14 protein-coding genes and 2 tRNA genes are annotated in these 16,618 nt (G+C 56.8%); 9 read left to right on the plus strand and 7 right to left on the minus strand.

The annotated features are described in order from the left end of the window. Positions 1-71: 71 nt before the first annotated feature. Both N7V53_RS07060 and N7V53_RS07065 read right to left on the minus strand, forming a co-directional pair. Positions 72-1,979, minus strand: a complete 1,908-nt coding sequence (locus tag N7V53_RS07060) for a methyl-accepting chemotaxis protein (protein WP_279792887.1) — start codon at positions 1,977-1,979, stop codon at positions 72-74. Positions 1,980-2,198: 219 nt separating this feature from the next. Beyond that, positions 2,199-3,317 (minus strand): YbdK family carboxylate-amine ligase, encoded by a 1,119-nt coding sequence (locus N7V53_RS07065; RefSeq protein ID WP_023479741.1) that lies wholly within the window; start codon positions 3,315-3,317, stop codon positions 2,199-2,201. A gap of 520 nt (positions 3,318-3,837) precedes the next feature. Between N7V53_RS07065 and N7V53_RS07070 the strand changes: the two genes are divergently transcribed. The 4 genes from N7V53_RS07070 (at position 3,838) to pheP (ending at position 10,177) form a co-directional block, all read left to right on the plus strand. Beyond that, positions 3,838-6,033 (plus strand): TonB-dependent siderophore receptor, encoded by a 2,196-nt coding sequence (locus tag N7V53_RS07070; RefSeq protein ID WP_279793170.1) that lies wholly within the window; start codon positions 3,838-3,840, stop codon positions 6,031-6,033. Between the two features lie 131 nt (positions 6,034-6,164). Then, positions 6,165-6,425, plus strand: coding sequence for a DUF2534 family protein (locus N7V53_RS07075; RefSeq protein WP_279792889.1), 261 nt, complete (start codon positions 6,165-6,167; stop codon positions 6,423-6,425). Positions 6,426-6,724: 299 nt separating this feature from the next. Beyond that, positions 6,725-8,665: a methyl-accepting chemotaxis protein gene (locus tag N7V53_RS07080; RefSeq protein ID WP_279792891.1), complete on the plus strand. Its 1,941-nt coding sequence runs from the start codon at positions 6,725-6,727 to the stop codon at positions 8,663-8,665. 114 nt (positions 8,666-8,779) lie between these two features. Then, a complete protein-coding gene (gene pheP, locus N7V53_RS07085) occupies positions 8,780-10,177 on the plus strand; it encodes a phenylalanine transporter (RefSeq protein WP_094421445.1) in 1,398 nt (465 codons plus the stop codon). A 55-nt stretch (positions 10,178-10,232) separates the two neighbouring features. Here the strand turns inward: pheP and N7V53_RS07090 are convergent, their stop codons facing one another. Then, the gene (locus tag N7V53_RS07090) at positions 10,233-11,657 is read right to left on the minus strand and encodes an MFS transporter (protein ID WP_279792893.1); all 1,425 of its coding nucleotides are present in this window, start codon (positions 11,655-11,657) and stop codon (positions 10,233-10,235) included. 107 nt (positions 11,658-11,764) lie between these two features. Between N7V53_RS07090 and N7V53_RS07095 the strand changes: the two genes are divergently transcribed. Further along, positions 11,765-12,637 carry a helix-turn-helix transcriptional regulator gene (locus N7V53_RS07095; RefSeq protein WP_279792894.1) on the plus strand — a complete coding sequence of 291 codons (873 nt, stop codon included), beginning with the start codon at positions 11,765-11,767 and terminating at the stop codon, positions 12,635-12,637. Here N7V53_RS07095 and N7V53_RS07100 read toward each other — a convergent pair. Then, the gene (locus N7V53_RS07100) at positions 12,634-12,999 is read right to left on the minus strand and encodes an MmcQ/YjbR family DNA-binding protein (RefSeq protein ID WP_279792896.1); all 366 of its coding nucleotides are present in this window, start codon (positions 12,997-12,999) and stop codon (positions 12,634-12,636) included. The genes N7V53_RS07095 and N7V53_RS07100 overlap by 4 nt on opposite strands. Next, complete coding sequence (locus N7V53_RS07105) at positions 12,989-13,579, minus strand: TetR/AcrR family transcriptional regulator (RefSeq protein WP_279792898.1); 591 nt, start codon at positions 13,577-13,579, stop codon at positions 12,989-12,991. Before N7V53_RS07105 ends, N7V53_RS07100 begins: the two co-directional genes overlap by 11 nt. 193 nt (positions 13,580-13,772) lie before the next feature. Here N7V53_RS07105 and N7V53_RS07110 point away from each other — a divergent pair, with 193 nt between their 5' ends. Next, on the plus strand, positions 13,773-14,882 hold the full coding sequence (locus tag N7V53_RS07110) for an MBL fold metallo-hydrolase (RefSeq protein WP_279792899.1): 1,110 nt from the start codon (positions 13,773-13,775) through the stop codon (positions 14,880-14,882). 28 nt (positions 14,883-14,910) lie between these two features. Then, the gene (locus tag N7V53_RS07115; RefSeq protein WP_023479912.1) at positions 14,911-15,252 is read left to right on the plus strand and encodes a RamA family antibiotic efflux transcriptional regulator; all 342 of its coding nucleotides are present in this window, start codon (positions 14,911-14,913) and stop codon (positions 15,250-15,252) included. A gap of 30 nt (positions 15,253-15,282) precedes the next feature. Here the strand turns inward: N7V53_RS07115 and N7V53_RS07120 are convergent, their stop codons facing one another. Further along, positions 15,283-15,675 carry a YfeC-like transcriptional regulator gene (locus N7V53_RS07120; protein WP_034812904.1) on the minus strand — a complete coding sequence of 131 codons (393 nt, stop codon included), beginning with the start codon at positions 15,673-15,675 and terminating at the stop codon, positions 15,283-15,285. A gap of 1 nt (position 15,676) precedes the next feature. Then, positions 15,677-16,036: a YfeC-like transcriptional regulator gene (locus tag N7V53_RS07125; protein WP_279792900.1), complete on the minus strand. Its 360-nt coding sequence runs from the start codon at positions 16,034-16,036 to the stop codon at positions 15,677-15,679. Positions 16,037-16,256: 220 nt separating this feature from the next. Here N7V53_RS07125 and N7V53_RS07130 point away from each other — a divergent pair. Together N7V53_RS07130 and N7V53_RS07135 are read left to right on the plus strand one after the other, a co-directional pair. Beyond that, a tRNA-Ala gene (locus tag N7V53_RS07130) sits at positions 16,257-16,332 on the plus strand. A gap of 41 nt (positions 16,333-16,373) precedes the next feature. Continuing rightward, positions 16,374-16,449: transfer RNA gene (locus N7V53_RS07135), tRNA-Ala, on the plus strand. Positions 16,450-16,618: the final 169 nt, after the last annotated feature.

Below are 16,618 nucleotides of genomic sequence, written 5' to 3' on the forward strand. Positions count from 1 at the left end.
GCGTTAATCATTGATGAAAAAACGCATTGTCGGGGAAAGCTGGCCTGAGCGCAACGTTCCCCGACCTTCACTCAGGCGACGACGAAACGGCCGACCAGCTCTGACATGGTTTCAGATTGCTGATCCAGCAGCTGGCTGGCGCTGGCCGCACTCGCCACCAGACCGGCGTTCTGCTGCGTGACCTGCTCCAGCTGGTTTAGCGCTTCATGCACCTGCGAAACGCCGAGCGACTGCTCATTGGCCGCGTGGGCGATATCGCTGACAAACGCCAGCATCTGGCCGGTATTCTCGCGAGCCGCATGCAACGCGCGATCCGATGCCTGCGCTAGCGCCACGCCTTGCTGGATCTGATCCATATTTTTACTCACCAGTTCGCGGATCTGCTGTGCTTCATTGGCGCAGCGCTGCGACAGGTTACGCACCTCGGATGCCACCACCGCAAAGCCTTTGCCCAGCTCACCGGCGCGCGCCGCTTCCACCGCGGCATTCAGCGCCAGCAGGTTGGTCTGAAACGAGATCTCATCAATCGAGCTGACAATGTTGGAGATCTGTTCGCTGGAGTAACGGATCGCCGACATGCTGTTGCTGGTTTCACCCGCCACGCGGCTCGCCTCCTGCACCTGTTTTTCCATCTCCTGCGTCAGGCGTTTTGCTTCATTGGCATTGTCCGCCGTCATGTTTACCGCAGTGGCGATCTGCTCCATGCTGGCGGCAGTCTCGACCAGCGAGGCCGCCTGTTGATCGGTGCGGGAAGCCAGATCCTGGTTGCCGCTGGCGATCTCGGAACTGGCACCGCGCAGCACGCCTGCGCCATGTTTGATCTCGCTGACGATATGCTGAATATTCTCGATCGCCTGGTTGTAGGCGCGGTTAAGCAGAGAGAGCTCGTCGCTGCCCGGCACATCCAGACGCTGAGTGAGATCGCCATCCATCCCTTCAATGGTCGCCAGTGAGTGCTGCAACTGGCGGTGAATGCTGCTGGCGACCAGCACGGCAAAGAAGAGGGCGATGACCAGTGCAATCACGCTTATCACCGCGAACAGCGTCACTTCGCGCCAGGCTTCATCGGCCAGTTTCTGCGCGGTCATAAGCAAGTGATTAGACGCGGCATTTTCAACGGCTTTTAGCGTGTTAATGCGCGCAGTCTGAGCGTTAAACCAGTCGGCGGGCGCAACGCCAAAACCGCCGGTAGCGGCATGATCGATCGCGGTCTGGCGTAAAGAGAGGGCTTTAAGCGCCTCTGGAGAGTTAAGCTGCGCGTTCATTTTCGCGTTCACCTCTGCGGAGCTAAACGCGTGGGTTGCCGCCAGCCATGAGGCCTGTTTACCCACCACTTCATTAAGCTGGCGGAATTGCGCCTCGGTAAAGCGGTCAGCGGAGAAGACGTTCGACAGCAGTGCACGCTCAATACCGCTCTGCTCTTTGGCATTCAGCACGCTGTAGTAGGCCGCCAGCTGGTTAACAATCTCGCCGTTATCCGTTAACTGGCTAATACCGCCGACCACATTCAGCAGGTCATTAATTATGGTGCTGTACCACACCAGCGAATCGGAGCCGTTGACGCTTAATGCGCGTACCTGGTCGCGAAAGCCATTAATACCCTGCTGATGCTGGCGGAATTGCGCCAGCGCCTGGCGAATATCGCTATTCGCTTCTTGCTCCGGGAATTGGTCGAGTAATTCGGTTAATTGCGTCAGCGCTTTGGTCGAGACGGGATATTGCGTGGATAACTCATTATTGAATTGCTGGCCTTTACTGCCGATATAACCTGCGCTTAAACCGCGCTCTTTTTGCAATTCATGAATGACGCTCCCGGCCTCTTTCGCCAGCGTGGTCAAGGAAATGATGGTGTGCATTTGCTGGCCGGTCTCAACGCGCGACATGATGCCGCTGGCGGCAAGCCAGATAAGCGCAAACAACAGAGGCAGCAGCGCTAATAACAGTTTTGACTTCATTGAGATACGGTAAATCCATTTCATAAATAGGCCTCTTGTTCGCGTGTATATATTGGTTATCGGAGTGATTACGCGTGGCCTTTATTTTAATGCAGAGGTTGTTGATATTTATCAATTCTCAGGAAATACCGCTACTCCATAAGTATTACTTATTTAAAAAATCTCTCTGTTAATCAACGAGAACAGAGTTTGCCGCAGGAGAAATATCCCTACGGCAAAAAATAACCCTAATTAATTGAGGGATTATCCAGCAGCCCATATTTCGGCGTGCTTTTTCATCAGACCAATTAACGATCCGCCATCGGCAATAAATTCCCGCATCAACTGTGCTTCGCTCTTGCCGCGTTTAACGCAGATTGCCAGCTCATCCAGCGCGCTGCTGGCATTAAGCTTATCGGCCCACGGTGCGATCTTCTCCAGCAGACGCGAAACATCATCAGCAATGGTGCGTTGTTCGCCGGTATGCACATCGGTTATCACCCCCTTCAGGCCAAAGCGGCAGGCCTGGAAACGGTTGAATTTATACAGCAGGTAGTCCCGCTCCTGGAATTTAAACGGACGCTCAGCCAGCAGCCAGTGCGACAGCGCCTGAATAAAGCCCGCCAGGCTGACGGCGTGGGAAATGGTCAGCGGCGTATCCATCACCCGCACTTCAACGGTACCGAAACTGGGGCTCGGGCGAATATCCCAGTGCAGATCCTTAATGCTCTCAATCATCGAGGTGTAGCTTAAGCGGCGAAACAGCCCTTCAAACTCCTGCCAGTTCGCTACCCACGGCATGGGGCCGTTATCCGGGAATGAGGAGAAGATATTGAGGCGCGATGAGGCAAACTGCGTATCAGTGCCCTGAATATAGGGCGAGCTGGCGCTCAGGGCGATAAAGTGCGGTACAAAGCGCGACAGCCCGTGCAGCAGATAGATCGCATCGTCGCCATTGGTACAGCCGACATGGACATGCTGACCAAACACCGTCGCCTGCTGCATCAGATAGCCGAACATCTCCAGCGTGCGGGCGTAACGCTCATCCGCGCAGATCTGCTGCCGCTGCCATTTCTGAAACGGATGGGTGCCACCGCCGCAAATCTGCACGTGGTGTTCGCCTGCGGCCTGCAAAATGGCGTGGTGCATCGCTGAAAATTGATGCGCGACCTGGCGGATATCGCGACAGACGCCGGTGGCGATCTCCAGCATGCTCTCGGTGATGTCGTGCTTAACCTCACCGGCGCTGATGCGGTTCTGAAGGGTGTCGATCAGCCGGGATGAGTCCTGGCTTAAGTCATAACCCGGTGGGTTAACCACCTGCAACTCCAGCTCAACGCCAAGGGTAAAGGGCTCAGAGACATGAAAATCGGGCAAAGGCATAACCATTCCTTACGCAAATGTTTGTTTGAGTATGGAAGGGAATCGCTAATTATGCCCGGCGCAGCGGGAGGGAAAGGAGGGCGAAAAAAAGCAAAAAAAAGCCCGCACAAACGGCGGGCAAAAAATACTGGAAGCAATGTGAGCAATGTCGTACCGAATACCTGAGTGACTCACTCAACTATTCGGTAATGCGAAAGATAATCTTTATCATCTTGATGGTCAACCCTCTATTTTGTATGAGATTGCACTCTGCCGTTAGCAGAAGGAGAGTGCAGCTAAAGAGAGTCAATTATGCTTGCCTCATTAAGGTTAATGAGTATAGTTCTCATTCTCTTTGGTGTTTGTTGGCGTTGCCGCGGCGCAGTACGCCATCGCCACCTGAATATCACCCGCCCGGCACACACTCAATCAACGCGAAAAGGCAGGCGGGGAGAGGCAATGGCGACCCGCTTTCTGGCTGAAGCCCTTAACCATCCGGCCTGACAGCGGGCCTTTTTCTCCACTTCGATATGAGTCGATGATGAATAACAGCAAACATACCTGGTCACCTTTGCGCAAGAGCTTGCTTGCGCTCGCGATTGGCGCGGCGACGCACGCCGTACAGGCGGCAACTCCTGCCAGCGAAACGAAAGAGGAGACGCTGATTGTCCAGTCCAGTAGCGGCAGCAATTTTAAACCCGGCGGCGACGCGCTGGTGCCAGCCTATCTTGATGGCCAGGTGGCCTACGGTGGGCGGCTTGGCATGCTGGGCGAACAGAAGGCGATGGATGTGCCGTTTAACGTGATCGGCTATACCTCGAAGCTGGTGCAGGATCAGCAGGCGAAAACCATCGCCGATGTGGTGCGTAATGATGCCGGGGTGCAGGTCAGCCAGGGCTACGGCAATATGGCGGAAACCTACCGCATTCGCGGTTTTAAACTTGATGGCGACGATATGCTGATGGGCGGCCTGGCGGGCATTGTGCCGCGCCAGGTGGTCGATACGCAGATGCTCGACCGCATCGAGATTTTTAAAGGGGCGAATGCCTTAATGAACGGCGCGGCCACCTCCGGCGTCGGCGGGATGATCAACCTTGAGCCGAAACACGCTGAAGATACGCCGCTGACGCGCCTCGGCGTCGATTACTCCTCGCGCTCGCAGCTCGGCGGCTCGCTGGATGTCGGGCGGCGTTATGGCGATAACAACCAGTTCGGCGTTCGCGTTAACCTGCTGCACCGCGAGGGCGAAACTCCGGTTGAAGATGATAAGCGCCGCACCACCGCTGCCTCCGTTGGGCTGGATTATCGCGGCGAGCGCCTGCGCAGCTCCCTTGATGTTGGCTACCAGAAGAAGACCTTCCACGGCGGTTCGATGGGGGTCAATATCAGCAACATCGATTTCGTGCCCGCCGTACCGGGTAACAGCAAGAACACCAGCCAGAAGTGGGCGTGGAGCGATATCGAAAATGAGTTTGGCCTCGCGCGCGCCGAATATGATGTCACCGATATCTGGACGGCCTACGCCGCGTTTGGCGGCCAACACTCTCACGAGCAGGGCGTCTATGGCGGGCCGAAAGTGATCAACGCCGCGGGCGATGCGACGATTGGCCGCCTCGATACGAATCGCATCAGCGATAGCTGGAGCGGCATGGCGGGTCTGCGCGGCAACTTCGATACCGGCCCGGTTTCGCACAAAGTCAACGTCGGTTACTCCGCCAGCATCAAGCAGGACAAGGTCGCCTGGCGCATGTCATCGAAGAATCCGCGGGTCAATATCTACAACAACAGCGCGGTGCCGATGCCCGATTACAGCCTGACCGGCGGCAACTACAGCGATCCATTAACCACCGGGCGCAACCGTACCCAGGGCTGGCTGCTGAGCGATACGCTGGGCGTGCTCGACGATACGCTGCTGTTCACCGCCGGCGCGCGTTATCAGAAAGTGTGGGTGCACAGTTACAACAATGCCACTGGTGCGGAGAACCGCAACGCGCGCTTTATTGAAGATCGCTGGATGCCGACCTACGGCGTGGTTTACAAACCGTGGGAAGTCGTTTCGCTCTACGCCAACCACACCGAAGCGCTGCAACCGGGCAGCACCGCGCCGGAAGGGGCGGCGAACCAGTATCAAACCACCGGTATCGCCCACTCGAAACAGAATGAAGTGGGAGTGAAAACGGACTTTGGCCGCATCGGCGGTTCGCTGTCACTGTTTGAAATTAAGAAACCGTCGGCTATTCAGAACAGCAGCACCAATATCTATGAACTGAGCGGCGAGCAGCGCAACCGCGGCGTTGAGCTGAGCGTATTTGGCGAGCCGACGCTCGGCCTGCGCCTGAACGGCAGCGCAACCTGGATCGACGCAGAGATGACCAAAACCCAGGATGGCATCAATCAGGGTAACAAGCCGGTTGGCGTAGCGGGCTTCTATTCGGTGCTTGGCGCGGAGTATGACATCGCCGCGATTGAGGGGCTGACGGCAACGGCGCGAGTCAACCACACCGGATCGCAATACGCTAATGCAGCGAACAGTAAGAAGCTGGGCAGTTACACCACTCTCGATCTCGGTGCGCGTTACCGCATGCGGTTGAATGCCGATCGCAACGAGATGGTGTGGCGCGTCGGGCTGGATAACGTCACCAACAAGAACTACTGGGCAAGCGTGGAAGATAACGGCACCTATATCTACCGGGGCGTCGGTCGTGAGCTGAAAGTGTCAATGAGCTACGATTTTTAAACACGAATGGCAGCAGGCCGGAGAGCGCGCAGCTTATCCGGCATGTTGCCTTTTATTTGCTCAATCACAACATTCAAACAGCAGATCGGTTACACTCGCGGCACAGAAAATCCACATAAAAGGAGAGTGAGATGCTGGAAAAACTACGAACCCGCGACGGGAAAAAATTTCTCTGCGCAGTGCTGGTTGTCTTCCTGGTTGCCGTAAGCGTGGTGTCAAAAGTGACCTTCGAAGGCGTTGAGGATCAGTACAATCTGCCGATGTCCTCCTGGACCACCTCAATGTTTATCATGCAGGGCGCATGGGTGGCGATTTACAGCCTGATGTTCACCATCATTGGCTCGCTGCCGTTTGGCTTCTACTTCCTCGGCCCGAAAGACGATCGCGGCTGACCCTCTCGCCCCGGTTTCTCCGCCGGGGCAGTTTCCGTTATCACATTATGTAAATAAAGTTATTCCCCCTCATGCAGTCGAAAACTCTGTTTTAAGCATCACTGACCGTTAAGTTAACTGCCGCTACATTAAGCCCCGTGCTAGCCTGCTGCCGTGCTGGCGGAAAGGGCGTGTTTCCCTCTCCCGTCTGCCCATTTTTAACAATTAAAGATCAAAAAATAATCGCCGATAGCATTGGTACAGGGAGAGCATGCTGCAAGGAACATTGATGACAGAAGGCTGACTCCAGGAGAGCCGTAATGGCCAGACAATTCGTAAATAAAAAAATGAGCACCCGCGCGCAGATGCTGCTGACGGGCGCCATCACCATCACCCTCGGTTTTGTGGTCACCATCGGGGTACTGAGCTGGCAGTCCAGCAATCAGCAAAAAGCGCTCGCCGAACAATATCTGCAAAAAATCGCCCGCAGTGAGGCACTCAATATTCAGCAACAACTTAACTATGCGCGCGATGTGGCGCATAACCTCGGCCACAGCCTGGCCGCGCTGCCGCAGGCCGGGATCACCGACCGTAACGTGGCGAATAAGTTAATTGAGTATGCAGTGCGCGATAACCCGGACTACCTCTCCGTGTCGGTGATTTTTGAAGAGAATGCTTTTGATGGCCGCGACGCGGAGTTTGCCGGTAAACCGGATCAGGCTCCCAAAGGGCGCTACGCGGTGTTTGCCGATCGCGATCCTGCCGGTAAATATGCCATGCATCCGCTGCTGTCGATCTTGACGCCGGGGCAGGGCGACTACTACCTCGTGCCGCAACGCACGCAAAAAGATACGCTGATCGAACCCTACAGCTATGCCTATAACGGCGTCCCGACGCTGTTAACCTCTGTCGCCGCGCCGATTATCAACGACGGTAAACTCAACGCGGTGGTCACTTCCGACATTTCGCTGGCCTCACTGCAACAGAAAGTGAACCAGATCAAACCGTGGGAAGGCGGCGGCTATGCGATGCTGCTCTCCACCTCGGGGAAAGTGATCTCCTATCCGGATAAGAAACTGACCAGTAAACCCTTTCCTGGCAATACCGAAGGCTTTACCACCAGTGTGGTGGAGCAGGACGATCCGATCCTTGGCGAAAAAGCGCTGGTGACCTGGCAGCCCATTACGATCGGTAACAGCACCGATAACTGGTATCTGGGCATCGTCGCCCCGGTCAGCCAGGTGATGGCCGCCGCTAACCGCCAGCTGCTTAATGCCGTGATCCTTGGCGTTATCAGCATCCTGCTGGTCAGCGCGCTGTTAGGAGTGCTCTTTAGCCGTAAAGTGCTGAAACCGATTGGCGGCGAGCCGCTGGAAGGGGCAAGCATTGCGCTGGCGGTCGCCGAAGGCAAACTCGATAACGTTATTGTGGTGAAAGAGGGCGATCGCAGCAGCCTCTTCTATGCACTGCACACCATGCAGGACCAACTGCGCCAGATGGTTGGGCAGATCCAGGAGGCGAGCAGTTCTGTGCGCCAGGGCGCTGGCGAGATTGTCAGCGGCAACATCAACCTCTCGTCACGTACCGAGCAGCAGGCCGCTGCGCTTGAGCAGACCGCCGCCAGTATGGAGCAGTTCAGCGCCACGGTTAAACACAACGCCGATAATGCGCACCATGCTACCGCGTTGACCGCCAATGCCACGCAGATTGCCAGCCGCGGCGAAGCGCTGGTGGGCCAGGTGGTACAAACCATGTCGCAGATTGACGATAGCGCGAAGAAGATTGGCGATATCACTGCCATCATCAACAGTATCGCCTTCCAGACCAATATCCTGGCGCTGAACGCCGCGGTGGAAGCGGCACGTGCCGGCGAGCAGGGGCGTGGCTTTGCCGTGGTTGCCTCGGAAGTGCGTAATCTGGCAAGCCGCAGCGCCGATGCGGTGAAAGAGATTGGCGCGCTGATTGAAGAGTCCGGCAAGCGGGTGGAAACCGGGGTGCAGCTGGTGAACGACGCCGGTAAAACCATGCAGGAGATGACCCAGGCAGTGAACTCGGTGCAGTCCATCATCAATGAGATCGTCAGCGCCTCCGATGAGCAAGCCAAAGGCATCGGCCAGGTGACAATCGCGGTCAACGAAATGGATGGTGTAACGCAGCAGAACGCCTCGCTGGTGCAGGAGATGGCTGCCGCTGCAACGTCGCTGGAAGATCAGGCGGAGCAGCTGGCGCAGAGCGTGCAGCAGTTCCGTTTGCAGGCCTGAGTGGAGCGGGGAGTCTGTTCGCGCAGGCTCCCCGCTGCCGGTACCATTTCTTGCCAGCCCCTGGCGGAGATGTTAAAAGGTGCCCCTTTAAATGAAACCACAAAGGGGAAGGACGTGAAAAACGCGTCACAGGTCGTGGGGAACATGACCGGGACCGCGTCGGAGGCAGCGCCGACGCTACAACGGGGATTAAAGAACCGCCATATTCAGCTTATTGCCCTTGGCGGCGCGATTGGTACCGGGCTGTTTCTCGGCATCGGTCCGGCAATTCAGATGGCCGGGCCTGCGGTGTTACTCGGCTACGCCATCGCCGGCATTATCGCCTTTTTGATTATGCGCCAGCTCGGTGAAATGGTGGTTGAAGAGCCGGTCTCAGGTTCGTTTTCCCACTTCGCCTTTAAGTATTGGGGGCCATTTGCGGGCTTCCTCTCCGGCTGGAACTACTGGGCGATGTTTGTGCTGGTCGGCATGGCGGAACTGACGGCTGCCGGGATCTATATGCAGTACTGGTTCCCCGACATCCCGACCTGGGTCTGGGCCGCCACCTTCTTCGTAATTATCAATGCCGTTAACCTCGTCAATGTGCGCCTGTATGGCGAAACCGAGTTCTGGTTTGCGCTGATCAAAGTACTGGCGATTATCGGCATGATTGGCTTTGGCATCTGGATGCTGTTCACCGGCCACGGTGGCGAGCGTGCCAGCATCAATAACCTCTGGCAGTACAACGGCTTTTTCGCCACCGGCTGGCATGGGCTGGTGCTGTCGCTGGCAGTGATTATGTTCTCGTTCGGCGGCCTTGAGCTGATTGGTATCACCGCCGCGGAAGCGAGTGAGCCGCACACCACCATTCCAAAAGCGGTTAATCAGGTGGTTTACCGAATTCTGCTCTTCTACATCGGTTCGCTGGTGGTGTTGCTGGCGCTCTATCCGTGGATTGATGTGCAGGCCAACAGCAGCCCGTTTGTGATGATCTTCCATGAACTTGACAGCAATCTGGTCGCTTCGGCACTCAACTTCGTCATTCTGGTGGCTTCACTGTCGGTCTATAACAGCGGCGTTTACTCCAACAGCCGTATGCTGTTTGGCCTGTCGGTGCAGGGCAATGCGCCTGCGTTTTTAACACGTGTCAGCCGTCGCGGCGTACCGGTCAACTCGCTGATCCTCTCCGGCGCGATTACCTCGCTGGTGGTGCTGGTGAACTATCTGCTGCCGCAGAAGGCCTTTGCTATGCTGATGGCACTAGTGGTCGCGACCCTGCTGCTGAACTGGATCATGATCTCGCTGGCACACCTGAAGTTCCGCGCCGCGATGCGCCGCAAAGGGCGCGATCCGCAGTTCAAAGCGCTGCTCTTCCCGGCGGGCAACTACCTCTGCATCGGCTTTATGCTATTTATTCTCGGCCTGATGTACTCCATCGACGATATGCGCCTGTCGGCCATTTTGCTGCCGGTGTGGATTGTGTTCCTGTTTGCCGCCTTTAAACTGCTGCGGCGGACACCGAAACGCGCATAAGCCTCAGTGTCACAAGAGAAAACGCCAGCCTCCGTGCTGGCGTTTTTTATGTGCCTCAGGCGCTGGTCGGGCAGCGGGGCGCTAACTGCCGACGGGCAACGAGTGCCGCTGCGACAAGCGCCAGCATCATCACCACTTCTGTTGCCAGAAAACCGCTCAGCGCCGCGCTATAGTCGCCGTGCGACTGGCCGACAAGGTGGAGAAAAATGCCGCCGAGCAGCGCAGGCCCCAGACCGAGCGCCGCCTGCTGCAGGGTGCTGAGCAGCGCGCTGCCTGCGCCCGCGTCCTGCGCGGTGATATCACGCATACCGATGCGGTAGAAGCTGTTGACGATCAGCGCCTGGCCGTAGCCAATCAGCAGGGTTGCCGGGGCGAGTGCCAGCACGCCAACCACGCGGCCTGAGAAGTGCAGCGTAACCATCAGCGCCAGCAAACCGGCAATCTGAATCGTAAGCCCGGTCAACAAAATGGTGCGCATGCTGTAGCGGCTAATCAGCTTCGGCGCATACCACGCGGAGATAAAATAGGCGACGCCGAGGGCAATAAAACTGTTCCCGGACTGGTAGGGCGTCATGCCCATTCCGGCCTGCAAAGTGAGCGCCATACAGAACATAAACCCGGCCCAGGCGCTGAAAAAGAGCAGTGCAATCAGTAAACCAAAGCGGATGCTCGGCAGCTTAAGCAGGCGCGGCGGAACCAGCGGCGTGATGCCGCGCTTCTCCTGCTGCACCGCGCTGCTGCGCATCCACAGCGCCAGCGGGAAGAGTGCCAGCAGCGCCGCTTTGCTCTGCCACGGCCAGTGCATCTCCGGGCCTAATGCCAGCGGGAAAAGCAGGCAGCAGAGGATCAGCGCCAGCGCGGCCGTACCCTGCCAGTCAATGCGCGTGCGCCGCTCGCTGCGGGTTTCCGGTACGTAACGGCGGCTCAGCAGTAACACCAGCAGGCAAATGGGCACATTGATAAAGAAGGCGTTGCGCCAGCCGAGCCCGGCGATATCCGCCGACACCAGCCAGCCGCCGCCCATCTGCCCGATGATAAACGCCACGCCGCCCACTCCGCCGTAGAGGCTGATTGCGCGGGCATGCGCAGTGCCTTTTAGCGTGACATGCAGAGTGGCGAGGATCTGCGGCACAATCAGCGCCGCGCCCATCCCCTGTAGCGTGCGCGCCGCCAGCAGGGCAGAGACCGAGTTCGCCAGCCCGCACAGCAGCGAGGCGATGCCGAACAGCGCAACGCCCCATAAAAAGATGCGGCGGCGTCCCAGGTTGTCCCCCAGTTTGCTGCCCATCGCCAGGCAGACGGCAAACGCCACGCCGTAGAGCGCGACAATCAGCGCCAGTTGGGTAGCTGAAGTGTGTAACGACAGAGTGATGGAATCGAGCGCGACATTGGTGATTGAGGTGTCGATCAGCGGCAGCATCTGCCCGGTTAACAGCAAAAACAGGCCCGCCCGGCCCGGAGAAACAGCAGACGTATTCATGGTGACTCCATTGCGTCATTCATCGGATGGACGTAGCATCGCCGAATGATAAAACGGGTACCAGTTCTTGCCTATACGGGTACTGGTACTACCATGCTGGAGGGTTTATGACGTTGATGGTGGACAAACAGCCGCAGCTGGCGCTGCTTGAAGAGAGCCGCAAACAGCTGGGCGCGTTTCTGCGCGCGCGGCGCGAAAGCCTCGACCCACAGCGGCTCGGCTTGCCGCGCAGCAGCCGACGCCGGACGCCGGGTCTGCGGCGCGAAGAGGTGGCGCTGCTGGCCGATGTTGGCGTTACCTGGTACACCTGGCTGGAGCAGGGCCGCGAGGTGAACCCCTCCGCCAATGTTTTGCAGGCGATTGCCTCCGCATTGCAGTGCACGCCAACCGAGACGCGGCACCTCTTTCTGCTGGCCGGGTTAGCGCCGACCGAAGCGCTCAACTCCCCGCAGTGCGAAGGGATCAGCGACAGCACGCGCCGCCTGCTGGACAGCCTGCTGCCGAACCCGGCGAGCATCCAGAAACCCCATTTTGATATTGTCGCGTGGAATGCCGGTTTTGAGCGCCTGATGGGCGTTAAGTTTGATGAGATCCCGGAAGAGGACCGCAACTGTATCTATCTCTATTTAACCCATCCGCAGTGGCGCAGCCGCTTAGGGCTGGATGAACAGGTGCTCTCGACCTTTGTCGCCTATTTTCGGGCGGCTATGGCCGCGCACCGCGGGGATGCGATATGGGAAGCGAAGCTGGCGCGCTTTTGCGCCGCGTCGGCGGAATTTGAAACGCTGTGGCGTAAACACTATGAAGTGAGCGGCGTGGAGAATAAGGTCAAACTCTTTGCTCACCCGCAGCTCGGCACGATTACCCTGCACCAGATGTACTGGTACTCCGCGCCGCGCAACGGATCGCGGTTACTGGTCTATATGCCGGTGGATGAGCAGAGCGAGCAGGCGCTGCAATGGCTGGCGCAGAACGCTTAAGGGCGCAGGCGCTTCTGATCCTTACGCGGCAGAGTGTCGACCACGCGATCCCAGGAGTGCTGGATCAGTGATTCGAGCAGCGAGAGGTTAATCTCGTCGCCTGCGTAGACGGAAATCCAGTGCTTCTTATTCATGTGATAACCCGGCTCAATGCTGGGGTAGATCTGCTGGTTGAGCAGGGCAACCTGCGGCTCCGATTTCATCGTCACCATCGGCCTTCCGTGGGCAGTGGTGGTCATCATGAAGATCTTGCCGCACACTTTGAAGACGTCATGTTCCGGGCCAAACGGCCAGCAGTGCTCGGTAAAGGGGAGCGACAGCGCATAGCGATGAGCGCTCTCCTGCAATGTTTTACTCTCCATCGTTTTCCTCATTTGCCAGCGCGCGCCACATCGCCTCAAAGCCGAGACGCTTAAGCTCTTTGGTTCGCGAGGGATCGCGTCCGGCAAAATTGATGGTGGTTTCCGCCATCGCCAGGAAAATGGCATCGCCAAACGCGGCGTACTCATCCGAGAGGAAAACCGGGCGCACCGAGCGGTGGCACAGCTCATGCAGCTCCGGGAAGATATCGGCCACCTGCTGCTTGGTTTCGGCGGTCAGCTTTTCGCTGATGGCGATCTGGCGCACCGCATGGTGGCCGTTGGGGTGGCGAATGCCCCAGTCGATATAGCTGTCCCAGATGGAGTGGGTATGCAATTTCGAATCGCTGCTGGAGCGGTCGAGATTGGCGAGCATAGTGCCGCAAAGATCGGTTTTCAGATGCAGATAGAGCGCGTTCAACAGATCGTCTTTGGTGGCGAAGTAGCGAAACAGTGTCCCTTCCGCGACGCCTGCGTTACGGGCGATAAGCGCGGTGGAGGCGGCAATTCCCGACTGGGCAATCGCCTTGGTTGCTGCTTTCAGTAATGCCAGTTTCTTATCTTCACTCTTCGGACGAGCCACGCCGCTGTTCTCCGCTTTTTACAAAAACCACGATTGAAACATGCCCTTTGAGAGGCTGCAACGTCGAATATCAAACAAAGAAAAATCGTCTTGACGATTTAGTGTTCGTTTCTATAATGAGTGCTTACTCACTCATAATCAAGTTCTATGAGTATCGTCTCAACGGATGGGATCGATTTAGCCGGGTCAGGATATGAAACGTCTCACTATCAGCGTGGTTGTCGTTATGCTCGTTGCGTCTGCTGCAAGCTTACCTTTTGTTCTCAATGCCGGTTTTGGCCAGCCACCGCAGGGTGAGGCACTCAGCGCCGTGGAGAAATCGCCTCATTACCGCGACGGCGCATTCCACAATACGCTGCCGACGCCGGGCTTTACCGGTGAGCAAAATAAGCTGGCGTTGTGGTGGGATTTTCTCTTTGGAAAACGTGAAAATGCGCGCCCGCAGCAGCCGCTGCCGACGGTGACAACCGATCTTGCAGCGCTGCCGTTGCAGGAGGATACGCTGGTCTGGATGGGGCACTCCTCGTGGTATATGCAGCTGGCGGGCAAACGCATTTTGATCGACCCGGTGCTCAGTGACTACGCCGCGCCGTTCTCATTTCTCAATAAAGCGTTTGCCGGTAACGGCGTCTGGACGGCAGAGAGGATGCCGGAGATCGATCTGCTGATTATCTCTCACGACCATTATGACCACCTCGATCACGCCACCATCAAGGCGCTGATGCCGAAGATCAAACGCGTTGTTACGCCGCTCGGCGTCGGCTCCCATCTGCGTTACTGGGGAATGGATGCGGCGAAGATTGAGGAGGCGGACTGGCAGCAGAGCGTGCAGGTCAGCGATACGCTTAGCGTAAATATTCTGCCCGCGCGTCACTTCTCCGGCCGAGGCCTGAAGCGCAACCAGACGCTGTGGGCCAGCTTTCTGTTTGTCACGCCTGAACGCAAAGTCTACTACAGCGGTGACAGCGGTTATGGCCCGCACTTTAAGGCCATTGGCGACAGGTTTGGCCCCATTGATATTGCCATTATGGAGAATGGGCAGTACGACGAGGCGTGGAAATATATTCATATGATGCCGGAGCAGAGCGCGCAGGCGGCGCAGGATCTGCAGGCACGCGCGGTGCTGCCGGGCCATGCCGGGCGTTTTGTGTTGGCAAAACACAGTTGGGACGATCCGTATAAACGTTTAGCGGCTGCCAGCCGCGATAAAGAGTTTCGCTTACTGACACCGAAACTGGGCGAAGTGGTTTTTGCGGCCGATACGGCGCAAACATTCAGCGCCTGGTGGGAAGAACCCATTTAATTAATCGAAGTGCAGGGGGGATCGCAGCATGACTATTTCCGCTCAGGTTATCGACACTATCGTCGAGTGGATCGACGACAATCTTCATCAGCCCTTGCGTATTGATGAGATTGCCGCGCACGCAGGCTACTCCAAGTGGCATCTGCAACGGCTCTTTTTGCAGTACAAAGGGGAGAGCCTCGGGCGCTATATCCGCGAGCGCAAACTCGCGCGCGCCGCACAGGATTTACGCAACACCGATCAGAAGGTTTACGATATCTGCCTGAAATATGGCTTCGATTCGCAGCAAACCTTTACGCGGATTTTTACCCGCACCTTTAACCAGCCGCCGGGAGCCTACCGGCGCGAAAACCATCAGCACACCCATTAACAGTACAAACCGGCACAGCGCCGGTTTTTTTTACTCTTGTACCGTCTGCTTAATGCCTAAGCGGCTGCAAAAAGTGCTTAACCCTTCGCGCGCCAGCAGCACTTCAAGCTGGTGCAGTTCGTCAGCGGTAAGCATCTGCAACGAGTTGATAATATTTTGCATTGTGCCTGGCGCGGTGAGATAGGGCGTGGGCGGTTCGGCGAGCGAACTGTTAAAACCGCTGTGGCGCATGGCGGGAAGCTCCATCACCAGGCTCAGCACTTTATCGGTAATCAATACGTAGCGGGCGCGGCCCCCTTTTACGCCGGGAAGACTCTCTGTTTTCCACTTGTGACGTTTGATCCAGCGGTTGATGGTCTGTCGTGTGACGCCGAGGCGGTTTGCTAACTCAGCAGTGGTCATTTTGCTTGGTAATGTGTTCATCTTATTTCTGGTCGCGGATCCCTAAACGTTGCAACAGGCCGGTAATGCCGTCGCGCAAAAGCATTGAAGAGAGCAGAGTGCGCTCGTCGTCGGTCATCTCTTTTGCCAGTCTGAGCAGCAGTGCTTCCAGCGAGGCGTCGCTGCTGGAGTTGTCGGTGGAGGGGGAGAGTTCATTGCGCTGCGCGCTGCGGATAAAGGCGCGGACCTGTTCATTAACGTGAACCAGGCGGGCTTTTCCTCCCTGAACGCCAGGTTTTGGTGAGGTGATCCACCCCTCTTTACGCACCCATTTGTTGATGGTTTGCCGACTGTACCCGGTTAGCGTAGCCAGCTCTTCCGGCGTCATTCGTTCCTTGAGCATATAATTTCCCGGTGAGTAGTAAGGGTAATTAGTGATTTATGTTATAGCACCATTTTAGAAGAAAATGTGACAGGTTTAACTGCTGGCTGCGAGGCACATCGCAAGGGGATTCAATTGCATGCTTTTTCAGCGGTTGGTAAAGAGGTGATGATTTTGCCGTTGACACCTGGCAAGGGAATTCATATCATGCCGCCCGTCAACACGACACGCTTTACGCGATGGGGCTATAGCTCAGCTGGGAGAGCGCTTGCATGGCATGCAAGAGGTCAGCGGTTCGATCCCGCTTAGCTCCACCAAATTCCGAACCCAACGGAACTGGTGCGTAAAGTAACATTGTGGGGCTATAGCTCAGCTGGGAGAGCGCTTGCATGGCATGCAAGAGGTCAGCGGTTCGATCCCGCTTAGCTCCACCAAAATTTGAACCCTCGCGTTTACGCGGGGGTTTTCTGTTTGTGCGTTTATTCTTCAGGCCGTTGGCTGAAAAAAGCGCACGTCTGCTATTTTCTCGTCCGTTTCCCTGGCTTGCTTCACTGTTTCAATAAACCTATTATTCATGGTAATTATTTTTTAACCACCAGAGCC

This window comes from Kosakonia sp. HypNH10, from assembly GCF_029850615.1.
In the GTDB taxonomy this organism is placed as follows: Bacteria; Pseudomonadota; Gammaproteobacteria; order Enterobacterales; family Enterobacteriaceae; genus Kosakonia; species Kosakonia cowanii.